Source organism: Massilia putida (genome assembly GCF_001941825.1).
Taxonomy (GTDB): Bacteria; Pseudomonadota; Gammaproteobacteria; order Burkholderiales; family Burkholderiaceae_D; genus Telluria; species Telluria putida.
Genome location: NZ_CP019038.1, coordinates 3287616 through 3304447 on the forward strand (window position 1 = coordinate 3287616; position 16832 = coordinate 3304447).

General features: G+C 56.7%; 15 protein-coding genes and 1 pseudogene. 8 read left to right on the forward strand and 8 right to left on the reverse strand.

From position 1 onward, the window contains the following. Positions 1 to 281: 281 nt before the first annotated feature. From BVG12_RS16835 to BVG12_RS16845, 3 genes are all read left to right on the forward strand, one after another. On the forward strand, positions 282 to 1196 hold the full coding sequence (locus BVG12_RS16835) for a HamA C-terminal domain-containing protein (protein WP_075793407.1): 915 nt from the start codon (positions 282 to 284) through the stop codon (positions 1194 to 1196). After that, entirely contained in the window at positions 1196 to 3298 is a 2103-nt protein-coding gene (locus tag BVG12_RS16840; protein ID WP_075793408.1) for a DEAD/DEAH box helicase, read from the forward strand. Before BVG12_RS16835 ends, BVG12_RS16840 begins: the two co-directional genes overlap by 1 nt. A gap of 1187 nt (positions 3299 to 4485) precedes the next feature. Beyond that, entirely contained in the window at positions 4486 to 5400 is a 915-nt protein-coding gene (locus tag BVG12_RS16845; RefSeq protein ID WP_075793409.1) for a hypothetical protein, read from the forward strand. 156 nt (positions 5401 to 5556) lie between these two features. On the opposite strand, the gene BVG12_RS16850 is transcribed toward BVG12_RS16845, so the two are convergent. From BVG12_RS16850 to BVG12_RS34070, 4 genes are all read right to left on the reverse strand, one after another. Continuing rightward, positions 5557 to 6087, reverse strand: coding sequence for a hypothetical protein (locus BVG12_RS16850; protein WP_156895658.1), 531 nt, complete (start codon positions 6085 to 6087; stop codon positions 5557 to 5559). A gap of 217 nt (positions 6088 to 6304) precedes the next feature. Next, complete coding sequence (istB, locus tag BVG12_RS16855) at positions 6305 to 7057, reverse strand: IS21-like element helper ATPase IstB (RefSeq protein ID WP_075791335.1); 753 nt, start codon at positions 7055 to 7057, stop codon at positions 6305 to 6307. A gap of 90 nt (positions 7058 to 7147) precedes the next feature. Next, positions 7148 to 8677 (reverse strand): IS21 family transposase, encoded by a 1530-nt coding sequence (istA, locus tag BVG12_RS16860; protein ID WP_075791334.1) that lies wholly within the window; start codon positions 8675 to 8677, stop codon positions 7148 to 7150. A 160-nt stretch (positions 8678 to 8837) separates the two neighbouring features. Further along, a complete protein-coding gene (locus tag BVG12_RS34070) occupies positions 8838 to 9734 on the reverse strand; it encodes a hypothetical protein (protein WP_156895659.1) in 897 nt (298 codons plus the stop codon). On the opposite strand from BVG12_RS34070, the gene BVG12_RS16870 reads away from it, so the two are divergent. Next, positions 9703 to 10953, forward strand: coding sequence for an IS256 family transposase (locus BVG12_RS16870; RefSeq protein WP_075790971.1), 1251 nt, complete (start codon positions 9703 to 9705; stop codon positions 10951 to 10953). The two genes, BVG12_RS34070 and BVG12_RS16870, sit on opposite strands and share 32 nt — an antisense overlap. On the opposite strand, the gene BVG12_RS34075 is transcribed toward BVG12_RS16870, so the two are convergent. Together BVG12_RS34075 and BVG12_RS35975 are read right to left on the reverse strand one after the other, a co-directional pair. Next, the gene (locus BVG12_RS34075; protein WP_156895660.1) at positions 10950 to 11261 is read right to left on the reverse strand and encodes a hypothetical protein; all 312 of its coding nucleotides are present in this window, start codon (positions 11259 to 11261) and stop codon (positions 10950 to 10952) included. The genes BVG12_RS16870 and BVG12_RS34075 overlap by 4 nt on opposite strands. A gap of 547 nt (positions 11262 to 11808) precedes the next feature. After that, positions 11809 to 11997: a restriction endonuclease gene (locus BVG12_RS35975; protein WP_075793412.1), complete on the reverse strand. Its 189-nt coding sequence runs from the start codon at positions 11995 to 11997 to the stop codon at positions 11809 to 11811. Positions 11998 to 12291: 294 nt separating this feature from the next. Between BVG12_RS35975 and BVG12_RS16880 the strand changes: the two genes are divergently transcribed. Continuing rightward, on the forward strand, positions 12292 to 12546 hold the full coding sequence (locus BVG12_RS16880) for a helix-turn-helix transcriptional regulator (protein ID WP_075796411.1): 255 nt from the start codon (positions 12292 to 12294) through the stop codon (positions 12544 to 12546). Between the two features lie 74 nt (positions 12547 to 12620). Here the strand turns inward: BVG12_RS16880 and BVG12_RS16885 are convergent. Further along, positions 12621 to 12758, reverse strand: a pseudogene (locus BVG12_RS16885) (transcriptional regulator); the annotation flags it as partial. Between the two features lie 264 nt (positions 12759 to 13022). Between BVG12_RS16885 and BVG12_RS16890 the strand changes: the two are divergent. The 3 genes from BVG12_RS16890 to BVG12_RS16900 all read left to right on the forward strand — a co-directional run bounded on the left by BVG12_RS16890 (position 13023) and on the right by BVG12_RS16900 (position 15780). Continuing rightward, positions 13023 to 14777 carry a class I SAM-dependent methyltransferase gene (locus tag BVG12_RS16890; protein WP_075793413.1) on the forward strand — a complete coding sequence of 585 codons (1755 nt, stop codon included), beginning with the start codon at positions 13023 to 13025 and terminating at the stop codon, positions 14775 to 14777. 10 nt (positions 14778 to 14787) lie between these two features. Beyond that, complete coding sequence (locus BVG12_RS16895) at positions 14788 to 15336, forward strand: DUF2726 domain-containing protein (protein ID WP_075793414.1); 549 nt, start codon at positions 14788 to 14790, stop codon at positions 15334 to 15336. Positions 15337 to 15576: 240 nt separating this feature from the next. Further along, positions 15577 to 15780, forward strand: a complete 204-nt coding sequence (locus BVG12_RS16900; protein WP_075793415.1) for a type II toxin-antitoxin system VapB family antitoxin — start codon at positions 15577 to 15579, stop codon at positions 15778 to 15780. 246 nt (positions 15781 to 16026) lie between these two features. Here BVG12_RS16900 and BVG12_RS16905 read toward each other — a convergent pair whose 3' ends face one another. Beyond that, the gene (locus tag BVG12_RS16905; RefSeq protein ID WP_075793416.1) at positions 16027 to 16767 is read right to left on the reverse strand and encodes a substrate-binding periplasmic protein; all 741 of its coding nucleotides are present in this window, start codon (positions 16765 to 16767) and stop codon (positions 16027 to 16029) included. Positions 16768 to 16832 lie beyond the last annotated feature (65 nt).

Genomic DNA, 16832 nt, shown 5'->3' on the forward strand with positions numbered 1-16832 from the left:
GTACATGCCGCTACCTCGGCTACCATATGGCCACGCTCGCTGACCTGCTCGACCGCTTCGATGCTGAATTCTTCGGCGTATCGCTCGCTGCTAATTACCTGTCCACATGCCTCATTGTAAGGCTGAAGAGTATCCACGGTAGCGGTGGCAATTCACTTCGACTGGCCAGCCCTACCAAAAGTGCAACAGTTGGAGAGATTCTTAAGGACAATCTAAGATAGTATGACGACTTACCTCCTTGTCAAGCTTTTGACGATCCTGATGGTTTTGCCTCGACAATAATGGACTTCGAAATACTCATCGACGACTCGTTCCTCAACCTCAACACTAAACCTGGACTCTCGCCTCTGGATCGTAAGCATGTACTCAGCCTTGTAAACGGCTTCGAGGACGGCAAGTGGCAGTTTTCGGACTTGCACAACTTCGTTTGGGACAATATTGCGGAAACTGCCCTGTCGGAGCGTGAAAGGGCCAGCTTAGTCGGGAAGGCTCACAGTCAGCTAACTGCCGCAGCGCGGAATCTACGCCTGACCGATAAGGAAGACGAATTCGGAAAAGGAAGCGAACTTGCCGAGATAGTCTTGTACGGAATAATGAAAAAGCATTACGATGCCTTGCCTGTAGTGCCAAAGATATTTTATAAGCAAAACGCCCAGGATAATGCTAAAGGCGCAGATAGTGTCCACCTTGTCATAGCCAACGGCGATTTTTCGCTATGGCTTGGGGAAGCAAAATTTTATAACAGCATAGACAACTCTCGACTAGCCAGCATTATCCAGTCCGTAGGGAATGCACTTGATACGAATAAGCTAAAGAAAGAAAATAGCATCGTAACAAACCTTCAGGACATCCAACACCTTATCAGCGACGAAGATCTACGCAATCGCATTCTTAGTGCTTTAGCAGTACGAAAGTCGATTGACGAGCTGGTAAGTCGAATCCATATTCCCATTCTTCTCATCCACGAGTGTGCGATTACAGCTGAGGCCACAGCCCTATCAGAAGAATATATAAAACAGGTTCGGCGTTTTCATAGGGACCGCGCACAAGCCTATTTCGAATCGCAAATCGCGAAGCTAAAATCTTTCCACAAATATCCACAAATAACTTTTCATCTCATACTGTTTCCAGTGCCTGACAAGAAGAAGATCATTGATAAATTCATTGCTAATGTAGAATACTACAAGGATCAGTAATGACCATAGATTTGTTTGACTTATGCAATGTCATCAATGATCTTCTCATTGCCGGGCAGGAAACCGAAGCACGCGACGAACTTATCCGAACTCTCGACTATTGTAAGCGCCACAGTGTCGAGTTCACGCCGCTACTAAACCACTTGATCCGTCAGACTGGGCTATATCCATATCTTCAGTTGTCTAGCGCAGACTGGCAGGACCGCTACGTCTACGAAGCATTCAAAGTAGATGTGGGAGAAAAAAAGCCTGTCGCGTTACATAGGGAACAGTCCGCCCTACTGGCATCATTATTAGATGGTGAAAGTCTAGCCGTTAGCGCACCAACCAGCTTCGGCAAAAGCTTCGTTATTGATTCCTTCATTGCCGTTAAGCAACCTAAAAATGTAGTGATTATTGTCCCTACGATTGCTCTAACCGATGAGACAAGAAGGCGTATTCAGCGAAAGTTCGGCCGAGATTACAAGGTAATTACGACTGCAGACGTTGAGCTAGGTGAGAGGAATATTCTGATATTTCCCCAAGAACGAGCGATCGGATATGCGAGTCGCCTGCCTGAAGTCGATATATTGATCATCGATGAGTTTTACAAAGCAAGCAAAAAGTTTGACAAAGAACGATCGCCATCCCTCTTAAGGGCAATACTAAGCTTAAGTGAACGGGCAAAACAGCGTTATTTTCTTGCCCCAAATATTTCAGGCCTAAATGACAGTCCGTTCACCCGCGGCATGCGGTTTGAGAAATTTGACTTCAATACCGTTTTCCTGGAAAAGAAGGAATATTTCAGACAGATTGGCACAGACGAGGTAAAGAAGAGCAAATATCTCTTGAGAATACTTGGAGAGAATGAAAAGAAAACGCTAATCTACGCAGGAAATTATCCAAACATTCACAAAGTCAGCAATCTTCTTATAGATAACTTAACGCCAGTACGCAGCAAGCTACTGTCGGCATTCGAATCCTGGCTCTCGAGCAATTACGACAAGAATTGGCACCTAACCTCGCTCGTAAAAAGGGCTGTAGGAGTACACAACGGGCAGCTTCACCGATCTCTTAGCCAGATACAAGTACGTCTCTTCGAGGAAGCAGACGGGCTGATGAGTATGATATCAACATCATCGATCGTGGAGGGCGTAAACACATGTGCCGAAAATGTTGTCATATGGCGTAACAAGAATGGGAACTCGAATTTAAAGGACTTTACATATAAGAACATTATTGGCCGAGGTGGACGAATGTTCAAGCATTTCGTCGGCAAAATCTATATTCTTGAAAGTCCACCAGCCGACGAGCAGGCCGAACTCGACTTAAAAGTCCCTGATGAGCTGTTAGGTGATATTGATGAGGAGAAGTATCGCGATGATCTTACTCCTGATCAAATCGGGAAAATCATAGAATACCGGAGAGAAATGCAGTCCATCCTCGGAGACAAAGAGTATCAATCCTTGCACGACGATGGAATCTTTCAGTCCAGCGATAGTTTCCTACTAAAACGAATTGCAATTGATATCAAAAGGAACCCGCAGTGGAATGGCCTTGGATATTTAAACTCGCCTAATCCGGCCGACTGGGATCGCTTGCTGTACAAAGTAATCGCGCTAGCACCTGGGGGATGGGACATAGAATATAGCAAGTTTGTAGCATTCGTAAAGATTTTATCAAAGAACTGGTCTTTGTCTATTCCGCAGCTATTATCAATGTTGGACAGCGTGGACGTTGGAATTGACGATTTCTTTAAGCTCGAAAGGAACGTGGTTTTTAAGCTTTCTGCACTGCTCGCTGACGTTAATACGATCCAGAGTGCTATTCTAAAAGACAAAAAATACGATATATCTTCGTTTGTAGCAAAAACGTCATTCGCTTTCCTTCCACCGGTTGTATTCCAGCTAGAAGAATACGGACTCCCGAGGATGTTAAGCAGAAAAATCCACAGGGCCGGCTTAATCGATTTCGAAGCTCAAGAACTTTCGCTTCATACGGCAGTTGCCAAGTTAAATAAAATCGGGATAGAAAAAATTATGACTACCGTGGAAAATTTAAGCGAGTTCGACCGATACTTATTAGAATATTTTTACGAGGGAATTCAGGTGGAAGAATTTTAGATCGGCGCAGACGATCGGAGTTGCCTCTATGTGCTTTTTCGGTCAACTGCTCTTTTACCTAAACCTTGCAACACACCATCAATATGCCGCGAAATGTCACTTATTGAACTTGAGGATGCAAGATACTGCTTCGCAGCAGGTCCGAGACAGATTCATTTAGCAATAAGAATCCTGGCCGTTGTCTTCGGAAATAGCAGCGCACGAGGTTTTGCAATCCTTGTTTTGGGCTGCCCCCTCCCGTTGCCGTTCTTGTTTCGCTCAATGCCGCGCGCTACACTAAACCGTGCTTAACATAGCCTATCACAAATTAGATTCAGCAAAATTATTGTTTATTCGACCAAGACCGTTAGATCAGCGTAAGATTTCTTAGCAATTGCCGTTGCCGTTGAGCATGTCTCGGCATTGGAAATATGCGCCCAGTGGTTATCAAGCCGCCAAATAGCGCGCCGCGATAACTCGTGTTTTCGCTCGAAAGCTGTTATGTCCATTTAACGGCTGATCGGCCAACGCCGCGCGCGACAAAGGAAGGGCAGCGTGCACTGAGCCTGCCGACAGTTCGGCCTATATACATATCACTTCGCATAAATCTTCAAGTCGACAATACATTTCTGATATCGGGTCTATTTGATAAGTTTCGGAGAATGGGGGAGCGATGAGCGGCAGCGTACCTTTGCGCCGCCTGCGCATCGCCTGCCCCCTTCAGTCGTGTGAAGGGATTCCGACCGACTCGCCGGTCTGCCTGCGCGATCAAACGAAAAGCCCGCGCAGAGAGTGACCGACCGCCGCCCTGGCAGCGGCTGACTACCTGGCTCGCCCTCGTGCGCAAGCACGTCCTTCGTGAGCAAGACGCGAGCCACGCGAGCCGCGCGCCTTGTGCCCGCTCGATGCGCAGCCGTACCGTGTGCATCGCTGCGCCCAACTTTCGCGCGAAAGCCCTGGCCTGTTTTAGTGGCGCAGCTCCTCGATCACGGGTTGATGTTCCAGATGGTCGACGGCGGCGGCAAGTGGCAGCGAGCAAACGCCGCTAGCCGCGTAAGCGTCATGAATGGAAGCTTCCAAGGCGAGACCGTACCGCAGCCTCGATGCGAAGCACGACAGTGCGGTCCGAGGGCCATGCCCGAGGAGACGCGCTACACTGGACGGGCCCAGCTCGCCGCAGTAGCATCGATTCTTTGCCCGGCACGACCATGAACGACAGCGACCAATTGACTGCGGCCACGCCTAAGCGGGGCCGTCTGGCTTCGACGCACTATCAATGGGGCTTCCACCTCAACGGCAACGAACACTGGCTCGAAAGCTTCACCAACTTCTTCACCTCAGTCGACATAGCGATCATTGCGAATCACGAAGACGACAGGCCTACAACCTTCGATTTCACGTCTACGCACCTGAACGGGTTGACCGGCGTACAAGCCGCGATGCGCGCGCGCGAGCTGCTGACCTTGTTTAACGGTGTTATGCAGTTGCGCGAGGGCGACAGATTTCGCCCGTTTCGGATCGGAGAGGGCTACGATTTCTGGTCCCACGCCCGGGCGCGGGTTGATTACTTTCGCACCGTGCCGGTGCCGATGTTCCCTGACGACGTCGAAAACCTGCGCTACCTGAGGCACAGCCAGCGCAAGCTTGATCCGACGAGCAAGCAGCTGTTCCTGGCCAGGTCGGACAGGTACCTACGCACAATCTTCCGGACGCTCGGTCGCGAAGGCGTCTCGTTCGTGGCCCTGTCGAAGGTACAGGACACGATCGCGGCGCACCTCCAACTGAGCGGCAAGAAGGCAACCCGGGCAGAACTGGCGGCGCTCGGCGACAAGACGGCGAGCGACGTCGAAAATTTTGACTGGACGGCCAACAACTTCGACGTCGCGGGCGAGGATGCACGTCACGGGCTGAACGCAAAGTTCAAGCCATCGACGAGGTTGAGGGCGCTAACGCTCGAGGAAGCGGCCGACGTAATGTTCCCGATCATCCGTGGGTTCGTGCGGGAACGCGTCGACCAGACCTTCGACCAGCAATGGGAGGCGGTCCTGATCGATAACGTAGAGGGGGTAGATCCACCGATACCGCGCCCCGAAGATACGCGGCCGGATTACAGGCCAGGGTAGCCAGGTTTTTTTATCCAAGTCCACTTTCGCGCGTCAGCGCGAAAGTCTAACTATAGGTGCACGCGAGAGGTGCACGCGAGAGCCTGATCCATCGCCGCATGGTCGCCCAGGTCTGGTAAGCCCTTTGCCGCGAGAACCTTAGCGATTAGGTGTCGATTAGGTGTGGCTCTGGCCTACTTCGGCGACCACGCTACCAAAATCACGATGCGCAAGGTCTGAAAATGCAGCCTCGACCTGAGAAATCTGCCGCTTGGAAAGCGAATTGATGACATCATTCGGAGTCGCCATTGGATGGTCCAGGAAGTGCTGCTTCATCACCTTGCGGAGCTCTGGAAGTGTCTTCACCAATTTTTCGATATCTTGAGCAAGCAGGACTTTAATGGTGTATCGATCCGGGTCTACTGTCGCCTGTGCGGTCGAGAGTCTTTTTTGAGCTTCGGGCGAAAGCTCGCCAGTGAGCCACAATTCGAAGGCGAGCTTAATATTCTTGAATTCAGAATTCTCGAGGGTTTGGCTTCTCACGCTTGGAATGCGCTTGGTTAACCAAGCTTCGATTTCTGAATCTGGCAGCATTCGGCCGGGTAGTAGGCCTTTGCATTCGATGAATCTGATCTCGTGGTCGGGCACGTGGACTCTGACGTCGACTTCTGCTACATCCTTACCGTCCTTGCGATAAATCTTGTTCATAAGGATATGGGCGCCTGGAACTGTTTTCCGCATCACGTCTGCGACGACGAACTCGAAGAGGGCCCCGCGGAGCGTGCCGGCTGCGCCCTGCGTATTCCGCCGAAACTGGACACCCGTTCCGCCGCAAACTGGACACGCATTCCAGCGCAAACTGGACACCTGTTCCAGGCCAAACTGGACACTCGGGGCGTGACGGCACGGGGTCGAGGTTCGGGTTTTACTCCTGATGAGCTGGTCTTGTCAAATTGGCCCGTTTTTTTCGCAGGGAATCTCCTTTCAAGTTGAGCTGGTGGGCGTTGTGGACGAGCCGGTCAAGGATGGCGTCGGCCAGGGTCGGGTCGCCGATGGCGGGATGCCAGTGCTCGATGGGCAGCTGGCTGGTCACGATGGTCGAGCGGGTTCCGTGGCGGTCGTCGAGCACTTCCAGCAGGTCGCGCCGGTGGGCATCGTCGAGCACAGCCAGGCCCCAGTCGTCGATCACGAGCGTGTCGATCCTGGCCAGTTGCTTGAGCAGCTTGCCATAGCGCCCGTCGGCACGGCCAATGCCCAGTTCGTCGAGCAGGCGCGGCAAGCGCACGTAGTACGCGCTGTAGCCCTGGCGGCAGGCCTGGTGTGCCAGCGCGCATGCGAGCCAGGTCTTGCCCACGCCGGTGGGGCCGGTCAGCAGCACGTTCTGCCTGTCAGTCAGCCATTGCCCGGCCAGCAAGCGCTGAAACAGCGCCTTGTCGAGGCCACGCGGGTGGCGGTAGTCGATGTCCTCGGCGGCTGTGTTGGGTTTGAGCCTGGCGCGCTGTAGGCGCAGGGCCAGTGCCTTCCCGTCGCGCTCGGTCACTTCATGGTCTACCAGCAGGCCGAGACGCTCTTCGAAAGTCAGATGGTCCAGGTCCAGTGCGCTCTGCTCGGCAAAGGCGCGCGCCATTCCAAACAGCTTCAGGCGCGTCAGTTTGTCGTGGGTGGGATGATGCAACATGGTACGTCCTTTCATGGTTGCAGAGCGCGCCCGGGGGGGCGCAGCTTCCGCGTTCAATGCATAAATTGTTTATATCGTTTATTCGCGATGTCAGTGCAGCTGATGCGATTGGTAGTAGGCGGCGCCGCGCAGGTTCTCGTGCTCGGGCAAGTCGAGCGTGCGCTGCACGCCCTGCGGTTGCTGGTCGAGTCCGTTCTTGAGGATGGCCTGCACGCTCTTCCAGCTCACCGCACCGTGCTTGAGGGCGTGGGCGCAGGCCGCCTCCAGGCGTTCGACGCCATATCGCTGGCCCAACGACAGCACGCCGAGGCAGCTGCGGTAAGCCTGCTGGGGATGACGCCGCTGATGCAGCAGCCGCTCAACCAGCACCGCGCAACGCGGCCCGATCGCAGCGGCCCGCGTCGTCAGCGTGGTGGCGTTCCAGCCGGCGACTTCACGGTGCGCCGCGGGCATGTGCGCGTCGATCGTCGTATGGCGGCCCTTGACGGTGCAGTAGGCGTGGCTGGCGATGCGCTGGCCGCGCTGGAAGATTTCGACGGTCATCTTGGTGACGCGCACGTCCACCTGGGCGCGCGCGTGCTGGCATGGTACCGAGTAGTAGTGCCCGTCGATCTCGACGTGATAGTCGATGCCCACCCGGGCCACCTTCCATTCGGCGTACTCGTAGCGCCGTTGCGGCAGCGGACGCAGGGCCGGCTGGTCCATCTCCGCAAAGGCGCTGGCGCGGCAGCCCGGCAGCTTCTTGAAGGGCCGCTGGTTCACATCGGCCAGCAGGGTCCGCAGTGCGCGATTGAGCTCGTTGAGGCTGAAGAAGCGCTGGTGGCGCAGCCGCGCCAGCACCCAACGGGTGATCACCAGCACGCCGTTCTCGACCTTCGCTTTATCTTTCGGACGTCGGGCACGTGCCGGCAGCACGGCCACGCCGTAGTGCTCCGCCAGGTCGTGGTAGGTCGGGTTGAGGTCCGGCTCGTAGCGCGACGCCTTGGTCACGCCGCTGCGCAGGTTGTCCGGTACCCACAGCTCCGTGCAGCCGCCGAAGAACTCGAGCGCGCGCACGTGGCTGCCAATCCAGTCAGGCAGCTGCTGGCTCCAGGTGGCTTCGAGATAGGTGTAGTTCGACGCGCCCAGTACGGCGACAAAGATCTGCGCGTCGCGGATTTCGCCGGTGGCGCCGTCGGTGACGCCGACGGTCTGGCCGGCATAGTCGACGAACAGCCGTTCGCCCGGCGTGTGGGTCTGGCGCATCGACAGCGTCAGCTGCTGGCGCCAGCGGCGGTAGTGGTCGCAGAAGGCGCTGTACTGCAGGCCGTCGGCCTGCTCGACCTTGTACTCCTGCCACAGCAGCTCGAGCGTGACGCCCTTGCGGCGCAGCTCGTTGTGCACCGTCAGCCAGTTCGGCGCCGGACGCTTCACTGACGATGGCTCGCTCGGCGGAAACAGCCGCCACTCAAGCGCGGCGTCGTCAAGATCCGCCGGCATCGGATACGGCAAGCCTGCCACCTTGGCGCGGGCCAGGTAGTCCGACACGGTGGTCGGCGAGGCGTTGATGATGCGGGCGATCTCCCGCTTGGAGCGGCCGTGCTCGAAATGCAGCCGCAGGACTTCATGGATTTTGCGCATGGATAACCTTTTGTTGGTCAAGCAACCCTCCCGGAAAAATCCGCGAGAGTGCCACAGTTATCCCTTGCCGCCAGCCCCTTCGGCCCGCTTCAAACTGTCCAGTTTGGAGCGGAATCAGTGTCCAGTTTGCGCTGGAACGGGTGTCCAGTTTGCCGCGGAATCAGTGTCCAGTTTGCCGTGGAATGGGTGTCCAGTTTGGTCTGGAATACGCAGCGCCCTCAACCTTTCCGAGTTTATCGAACAGATGAGAGAACTTATCGGGGTCTACAGCTTGAGTCGCAGCTTGCGTCAGCGTGCCGCTTAGCTCCATCAAAGCACGGGCCACATCAGTTCCGAACAGCGACTCAGTCGTAGCCGGAATGATGCCTTCCTGACGAATTGCATCGAGGGCGTCGCGGCTATATCGATGAGCAACGAAGAACTGCAGCGTGCGAACGTTGCGCACCTGGCGTAGCGTCCTGCACTTGTAGATGAAAGGCATCATGTCGTCTAATTCGACCTGCTCCTTCAAAAGCACGTCGAGAACCATAAAGCCTGGTTTGGGGCGGCCTGAGTTGGTCCAACTCGTCAGCGCACTGACATATGATGGAGCTGTCAAATCCCACTCGAACACGGAGACGGTAGGCGCGGTTCCTTGTTGGCTATCCCGCAACATAAAACTAGAGAAGCTACCAAGTCCGAGTTTTGCGGCCCATTCTTGTACGGACTGAAGAAGCACGGTTTCCGCAATCATTCGAGCGCGTATTCCAGGGAGCAATTCGTCAAGATTTGCGGCCTTCTTCGTGAACGCGAAGCACTCGCCCAAACCAGGTACTTCTATGGTCTGGAAGAGCGTAGTGCCGACAAGGTCCTGCCAGACACGTTCAAATGAGATTTGGCGGGTGCCGGATGAGATGCCAGCAGCGGAAGCGAGATGTGCCAGGGGGAGAAGGCCGCCGCGAGCATGCAGTGCTCGAATCACGAGGGTGTAAATAATATTGTGTAAACGGTCATTTGGCAGGACACTGCCGCCATTAGGAGAAACGATGACCGTTGTAAAGCGTAACAAGCGGGCCAAGCCCGATCCGGAACTGCTCAAACTTGCCGACGGCCTGCTGGCAAACTACCAGAAGCCCGAGGACCTGATCGGCGAAAATGGGCTGCTCAAGCAGCTCACCAAGATGCTGGTCGAGCGCGCGCTGGAAGTCGAGATGACCGACCACCTGGGCCACGACAAAAGCGGCGAGGTGACCAACAGCACTGCCAACACCCGCAACGGCCATAGCATCAAGACGCTCAAGGGCGATTTCGGCGCGCTGCCGCTTGACGTTCCTCGCGACCGCCAGGGCACGTTCGAGCCGCAGATCGTCGTCAAGCATCAGACACGCTGGACCGGCTTCGACGACAAAATCATCTCGCTCTACGCGCGTGGCCTGAGCGTGCGGGAGATCCAAAGCCATCTGGAAGAGATGTACGGCACCGAGGTGTCACCGACCCTCATTTCCAACGTCACGGACGCTGTCAGCGAGGATGTGAAGCTCTGGCAGGCCCGCCCGCTCGACGCCGTGTACCCGATCCTCTATCTCGACTGCATTCACGTCAAGGTGCGCGACAACGGCGCGGTGCGTACCAAGGCGGTCTACCTGGCCATCGGCGTCAACATGGATGGCCACAAGGAGGTGCTGGGCCTGTGGATCTCCCAAACTGAAGGCGCGAAGTTCTGGCTGCAGGTCGTGACCGAGCTAAAAAATCGTGGCGTGCAGGACATATTCATCGCCTGCGTCGACGGCCTGAAAGGCTTCCCGGACGCCATCGAGGCGGTCTACCCGCAGACCTCGGTTCAGCTGTGCATCGTTCACATGGTGCGCAACAGCCTGAATTTCGTGCCCTGGAAAGCGCAGAAGGAAGTCGCCGCCGATCTGAAGTTGATTTACAGTGCAGCCACTACCGACGAGGCTGAACTCAGGCTTGCCGAATTCGAAGATAAATGGGATAAACAGTATAAACCGATAGGTCAGTCCTGGCGCCGTAACTGGGCGCGCGTCATACCGTTCTTCGACTACCCGCCGGAAATCCGAAAGGTGATATACACCACGAACGCTATTGAATCGATTAACATGAGCCTGCGAAAAGTGACCAAGGCCCGCAGTTCCTTTCCGACCGATGAAGCTGTCAGCAAGCTGTTTTATCTTGCCCTGAACAACATCAGCAAGAAGTGGACGATGCCGATACGGGACTGGAAAGCTGCGTTAAACCGCTTCGCCATCCAGTTTGAAGACCGGGTGCCGCAGACTTAAACGAAGAATCGTTTACACAGAATCTGGTACACCCCCCGAATCACTCGCGCATAGGCTCCGCTACCTTCCTCAAGCGCTTTAGCCAACTGGCCCCAAAATCGATCGCTCCCGTACTGACTTGCCACATACAAAAACTTTGCTCTGCGTGCGAAAGGTAGCTTCAATTCGCGAACAGACTTGCTTCGTCGTTCGATTTTCTTACGAGCGGCAGCCGGCGTAATACCAAGCCATTTTTCAAGGCCGAGAGCAAGCTGGCCGCTCAACTGCGGGCCATCGCTTAACAAGAAGTCATGTACCTCATCACGCATGTTGCTCCTCCAGTGTCACAGAGCGCTATTTATAATCGTACGGCGGAGTGACAGTGGAGCGCAAACTTTTATTGGCGTCGTCAAAAAAGATCAACAAAAACAGATACTTAAAGATTTTTCGCTTAAAAGAGACCGGAAACATGTTGTCACAGTCCAAAAGCTTTTCTTAGTTGAGCTCCGAATGGCTGCCGAATTTACTGTTTTGACTAGAAATACTTGGTACCGGCAGATGCAGGCTTTAGGCGAAGTTCAGTAGCAAGCATAGCCGCGCTTGGGCGCTTGCGGCCCGAATGCAGTCTGCAAATGAGATTCGTGGTCATTGCCATTCAGAGTACAGCATGCATTCCACTTCCAGCATCGTAACCGGGTACGCGTTAAGGAGCCGTGCAAGGTCCTCCTGGTCGAGCAGCTGCATCGGGTTGAATGATGCATTTTCCCGTGCGTGACCGTTGAAGAACTGGTTCGTGATGCATACTTGCTCAAAGCGCACACCCGAATGGCGGCGCCGATAGTAAGCTTCGCCGGCGACGACCTCTTTGACGGCATCTCAGCCGAGCATGGCCCCATCCTTGCCCGGGCTCTTAGCCTGCACCAGCTGTCCGCGGTCTCCCGAGATGGCAACGACATCCACTCCATAGCCCTTGGTACTCGGCGTGCGATAGGTTTCGTGACCCTGCTTTACCCACAGGACGCCGGTCAGGCATTCGAAGTGCTGTCCGCCCATGCGCAGCGCCATGTCCAACGTGAACCATTGTTAATCTCGAAGAGATTAACAATACGAGACGCCAGTCTATCCTGCCTCCAAAAACCAACCCCAAAGACACTGCTTTCAATACTCTCGAGCCGAGTCTAATGACGCTTGCATAGGTATCAGCGCAATATCCCGGACGCCACTCGACGGCACACTGCTACCTGCGTCGCAGCCGCGCTAAGGATCCTATGCAGTCACTGCACCGACGACGCGACGACACCCGCGCTATCCGGCTATGCGGCAGCGATGCTTCTTTTCAGGCTCATTTTGGAGGCGTACATGTATCAGCAAACGGTCGATGTGGCGGTTGAACGCCGTGCGTCGAGCAATCGTGCCGACGTTCGGTTCCTCAGACTTAAGGAAGTGCTCGCCATCTGCGGCAAGTCGCGAAGTAGCGTCTACGACGCAATCAAAAAAGGTGACTTCCCAAAACCGGTAAAGCTCAGCGGCAGGTCGTCCGCGTGGATCAAGAGCGAAGTGGAACAGTGGGCTGTCGAATGCATTCGCGCCAGCCGACGGGATTCAAGGCCTTGAGCTACGGGCCGTCGACTATGAACGAACGCCGCGTCCGAATGGATGCGGCGCGATTCGTCGCCTTCATGCTGCCCCTACGGGTTCTGGTACGGACGCATGACGTTCGCCACCCTGCAGATTTCGGCGTCGTGCCATAGTTCATCTATCGTGGCGTGCTTGCCGTTCCAAGCCTCGCGCAGCGCTTCGAGAGCGACATCGAGACCGATCTTATTGCTCAAGAATTCTGTCGTCTGGTGGTTTATCTCGCCAGCCATACAAAATCTAGGCAGCTATCCATATTTGCCGAGCTTTTGTGCAGAATATCGGCCGGAGTAAGGCAAACAGGTCAAGTGTTCGTCATGACGAACACTCGGATTTCGTCATGACGAAATTCCTCCTTGCGCCCTTGTTGGAAGTTGCACCAATGAAACAAAATGTGGATATTGAACAGTTCCACATTACAATGGCAGTTAGCTCAACAGCAAGGGCAACAGCCGATGTCCGCAATCCTCTATTACGAACAGCACGCAACCCGGCTGGTGACGCAGTACGAGTCGCTGTCATTTGAAGACGTCCACGCGGACCTGATGGCTGTACTGCCGGCGCCGGGAAGTACGGTTCTCGATATCGGCGCAGGTTCCGGCCGCGACGCGGCGTGGCTCGCGGCAAAGGGATACGACGTCGTGGCCGTCGAGCCGTCCGAGGCCATGCTCGCCCACGCGCGCGCTAAACACGCATCGAACCGGATCCAATGGCTTTCCGACAGCCTGCCTGACCTCGCAAGGGTCCGCCGCCTCGGCCTGAGCTTCGACCTCATTCTGCTGTCCGCCGTCTGGATGCAAATCCCTCCAGCGGCGCGCCAGCGCGCGTTGCGCAAGCTGGTGACGCTGCTGGCGCCGAAAGGACGTATCGCGATCAGCCTCCGGCTCGGCGCGCCCGAGACCGAACGCGCGATGTACGAGGTCTCGCTGCCGGAACTGGCCGGCCTTGCCCAGCAATTCGGGCTGCGCATCGTCCACACCAGCGACAGTCAGGACAAGCTGGGACGGAGCGAGGTGTCGTGGACGAACGTCTTGCTGGGACTTCCCGACGACGGCCTCGGCGCCCTGCCCCTGCTACGGCACCTGATCCTCGTAGACGAAAAGTCGTCGACGTACAAGATCGCGCTGCTGCGCGTCTTGGCGCGCATTGCCGATACCGCCGCGGGACTAGCCAGGTACGATGCAGAATCCGTAGTTGTGCCGCTGGGTCTCGTATCGCTGTTCTGGCTCCGCATGTACAAGCCCCTGATCGAACATCTCCTTCCTCAGATGCCGCAGAGGACCGGCCCCGGCTTCGTCACCAACAACTTCACCTCGCTGCGGTCCGTCACCGCGGTCGAATTGCGCATCGGCTCCATGTTCAGCGGCCAGACGGCAAAACACCTGCACCAGAGTCTTTCCGAGATCTCGCAGGTGATCCGCAACATGCCCGCGAACTACCTGCGTTGGCCCGCGAGCGACAATCCGATTTTCGAAGTCACGCGGCGCCGCATGGTGCCGACGCCGTCCCCGTTGCAGATCGACGAAGCCTTCCTGTGGAGTCTCGGCGACTTCCGCATCCCACTTGAGATCTGGCAGGCGCTCACGCATTACAACGTGTGGATCGAGCCCGTCCTCGTGTCCGAATGGGTCCGACTGATCGAATCCTACTGCTCGGATGGACGACCCGACGTCCGCACGCTTGCACACTCGCTGCTCGCATGGGTCGATCCTGCGCGCGACACCAGCTTCGCCCGCGCGGCGGTCGATCGCATGCGTGCAGCCGGCAAGCCGGTGTATTGCGTCTGGTCCGGTGCGCGGCTGCGCGACGAGTACGACGTCGACCACTGCTTTCCATTCGCCGCATGGCCCTGCGGCGACGCATGGAACCTAATGCCGGCGTCACGCCAGATCAACATCCAGAAGTCGAACCGGCTCGTCACCCAGGTCGCGCTGGAGAGCGCGAGCGATACCATCAGCAGTTGGTGGCATGACGCGTTCCTGAGTCAGGGCGACGGCCTACGGCGCCAGTTCTTCCTCGAAGCCTCGCAGACGCTGCCGATTCTCGTGGCCACGCCGGAGCCGGCCGACGTCATCGACGCGATGAAAGTCCATCGCATCAGGTTGAGCAAGGATCAGGGACTGCGTCCTTGGGAGCCGTCGACTGCCACTGGTCGCAACCGGACCGCGGCGCCAAGCCTTCCGTCAATATCGCAACCGAATATCGAGTGAGTTCGACGACATGAAAATTATCCTGATCCTCCTCGTGCTGGCCGTGCTGGCGGTGGCCGCCCTTGCTGCAAAGTCGAAGAGTACGAAAAAAACTAGCCGGACCGGTACCTACCGCCAGCGCAAAATCATGAGCGATAACGAGGAAGAGTTTTTCGGCCGACTCGTCGTGGCACTTCCCGACCACTACATTTTTCCGCAGGTAGCGATGTCCGCCCTGCTGGATCCGGCTAGCAGCGACAAGAAAGAAGCCCATAGCGACAGGATGAGCATCGCCCAGCAGCGCGTCGATTACGTCGTCTGCACCAGACGATGCGAGGTCGTCGCGGTCGTCGAACTGGACGACAAGACGCACACCCGCGCGAAGGACGAACTGCGGGATGCACGGCTCGAACAGGCGGGCATCCGGACCGTCCGCTTCCAGGCCCGTCACAAGCCGAAGGTCGAGGCCATCCGGAGCATGATTCTCGGCCCCACGATGACCGAGGCCGGCAACGCAGCAGCCGAACCCACCGGTCAGGGTGCCGCGCCTGCCGGCGCCACACCATTTACACAGCAATAGTCGCCACGTCTGCATCGGCACGACAACGCGCCGGATTTTTCGTCATGACGAAAAAATTTGTGGCCCGCAATGCCGGCATCCCGTCACGGGAACGACAGTGAACCTGAGCCAACAGCGCGGTCATGGCGAACAGCCAGATTTCGTCGCGACGAAATTTGTACCCATCGCTTTGGGCCGGCATCGCATATAAAGACGCTCTCCTGATGCAAAATCCTTCATATTTGACGTAGGGAGCAACCAATGCGAATCACCGTGACGATTGACGACGCGTTGTACGAAAAGGCGCTGGAGATGGCGGACCCAGACATAGACAAGGCCGACCTGTTTCGTGAGGCAATCAAGACCTTCGTGCGTGTCCAGGCCGCGCGGCGTCTTGCCAGCCTTGGTGGCGCGGCGCCTGACATAGCAAACATTCCGCGCCGGTCCGGTGAGCCAGCGGAATGAAAGCTGTAATAGCGGGCGCAACGTCAGCGCTTGGAAACGGCAGTGAACTAAGCTACGCGACAAGGGTCTAAGTGGTCAGCGGGATTTTGCATTCAAAAACCGCATCCGTACCCTAAACGGTTGAGCATCCACAGGTGTATCCATGCCACAGATGAGCCCGCCAAGAAAACCCAGCAGCCACGCGGCGTCCAGCGGACTCATCGATTCCGGCCGGAGCACCATTCCTGAGTAGTCATCTGACGCCGGTTAACGCGCCGGCAATCCCCAGTCGTCGTACTTGTGCACGATTGCACGCGCGGTGCCGTCGCGCTCCATGTTCTCCAGCGCGCCGTTCATGCGCGCCACGAGGGCATCGGGCACGGCCCGGTTGCAGGCCAGGTAGACGCGGATGCGATTGAATACCAGCACCGGCACCACCTTTCCCGTATAGCCCAGCCGGTCGAGCGTGATGCTGCCGCGCCGGATGCTGGCGGCCCACAGGTCGATCCGGTCCATCATCAGCTTGCGGGGATTGATCATGTCGTTCGGCGCGGGGTCGACGTTGAAGCCGCGCGCGCGCAGGAACTGGTCGCGCGCGTCGCCGTTGTAGGTGCCGACGCGATAGGCGCGCGCATCGTCCAGGCTGCGCAGGTCGAAGTGCCGGTCGGCGCGTCCCATCAACACCCATTCGGCCTCGCCGATCGGGCCGATCCATTTGAAATTCGGCTCGCGCTCGGGCGTGCGGGTGGTCGAAAACACGCAAGCGTCGCCACGTTCCAGCGCGGCCGTGTAGGCGCGCTTCCACGGCAGCAGGTCGATCGAATAGGCGATACCGGCCCGGGACATGATCTCGCGCACCATGTCGGTACCGATTCCCATCACGCGGTCGCCTTCGCGCATGCTGTACGGTGCCGAGGTCTCGGTGGTCAGGTACAGCCGCGGCGCCGGCTCCGCCCGCGCGAGTGTGCAAGCCACCGCCAGCAGTGCGGCCAGAACTGTCGTTTTCATACGTGTCGCACCCAATGCGGGCGTCCAAGGCGGACGACCCCGTCTTAACTAGCATAGCAGCAACA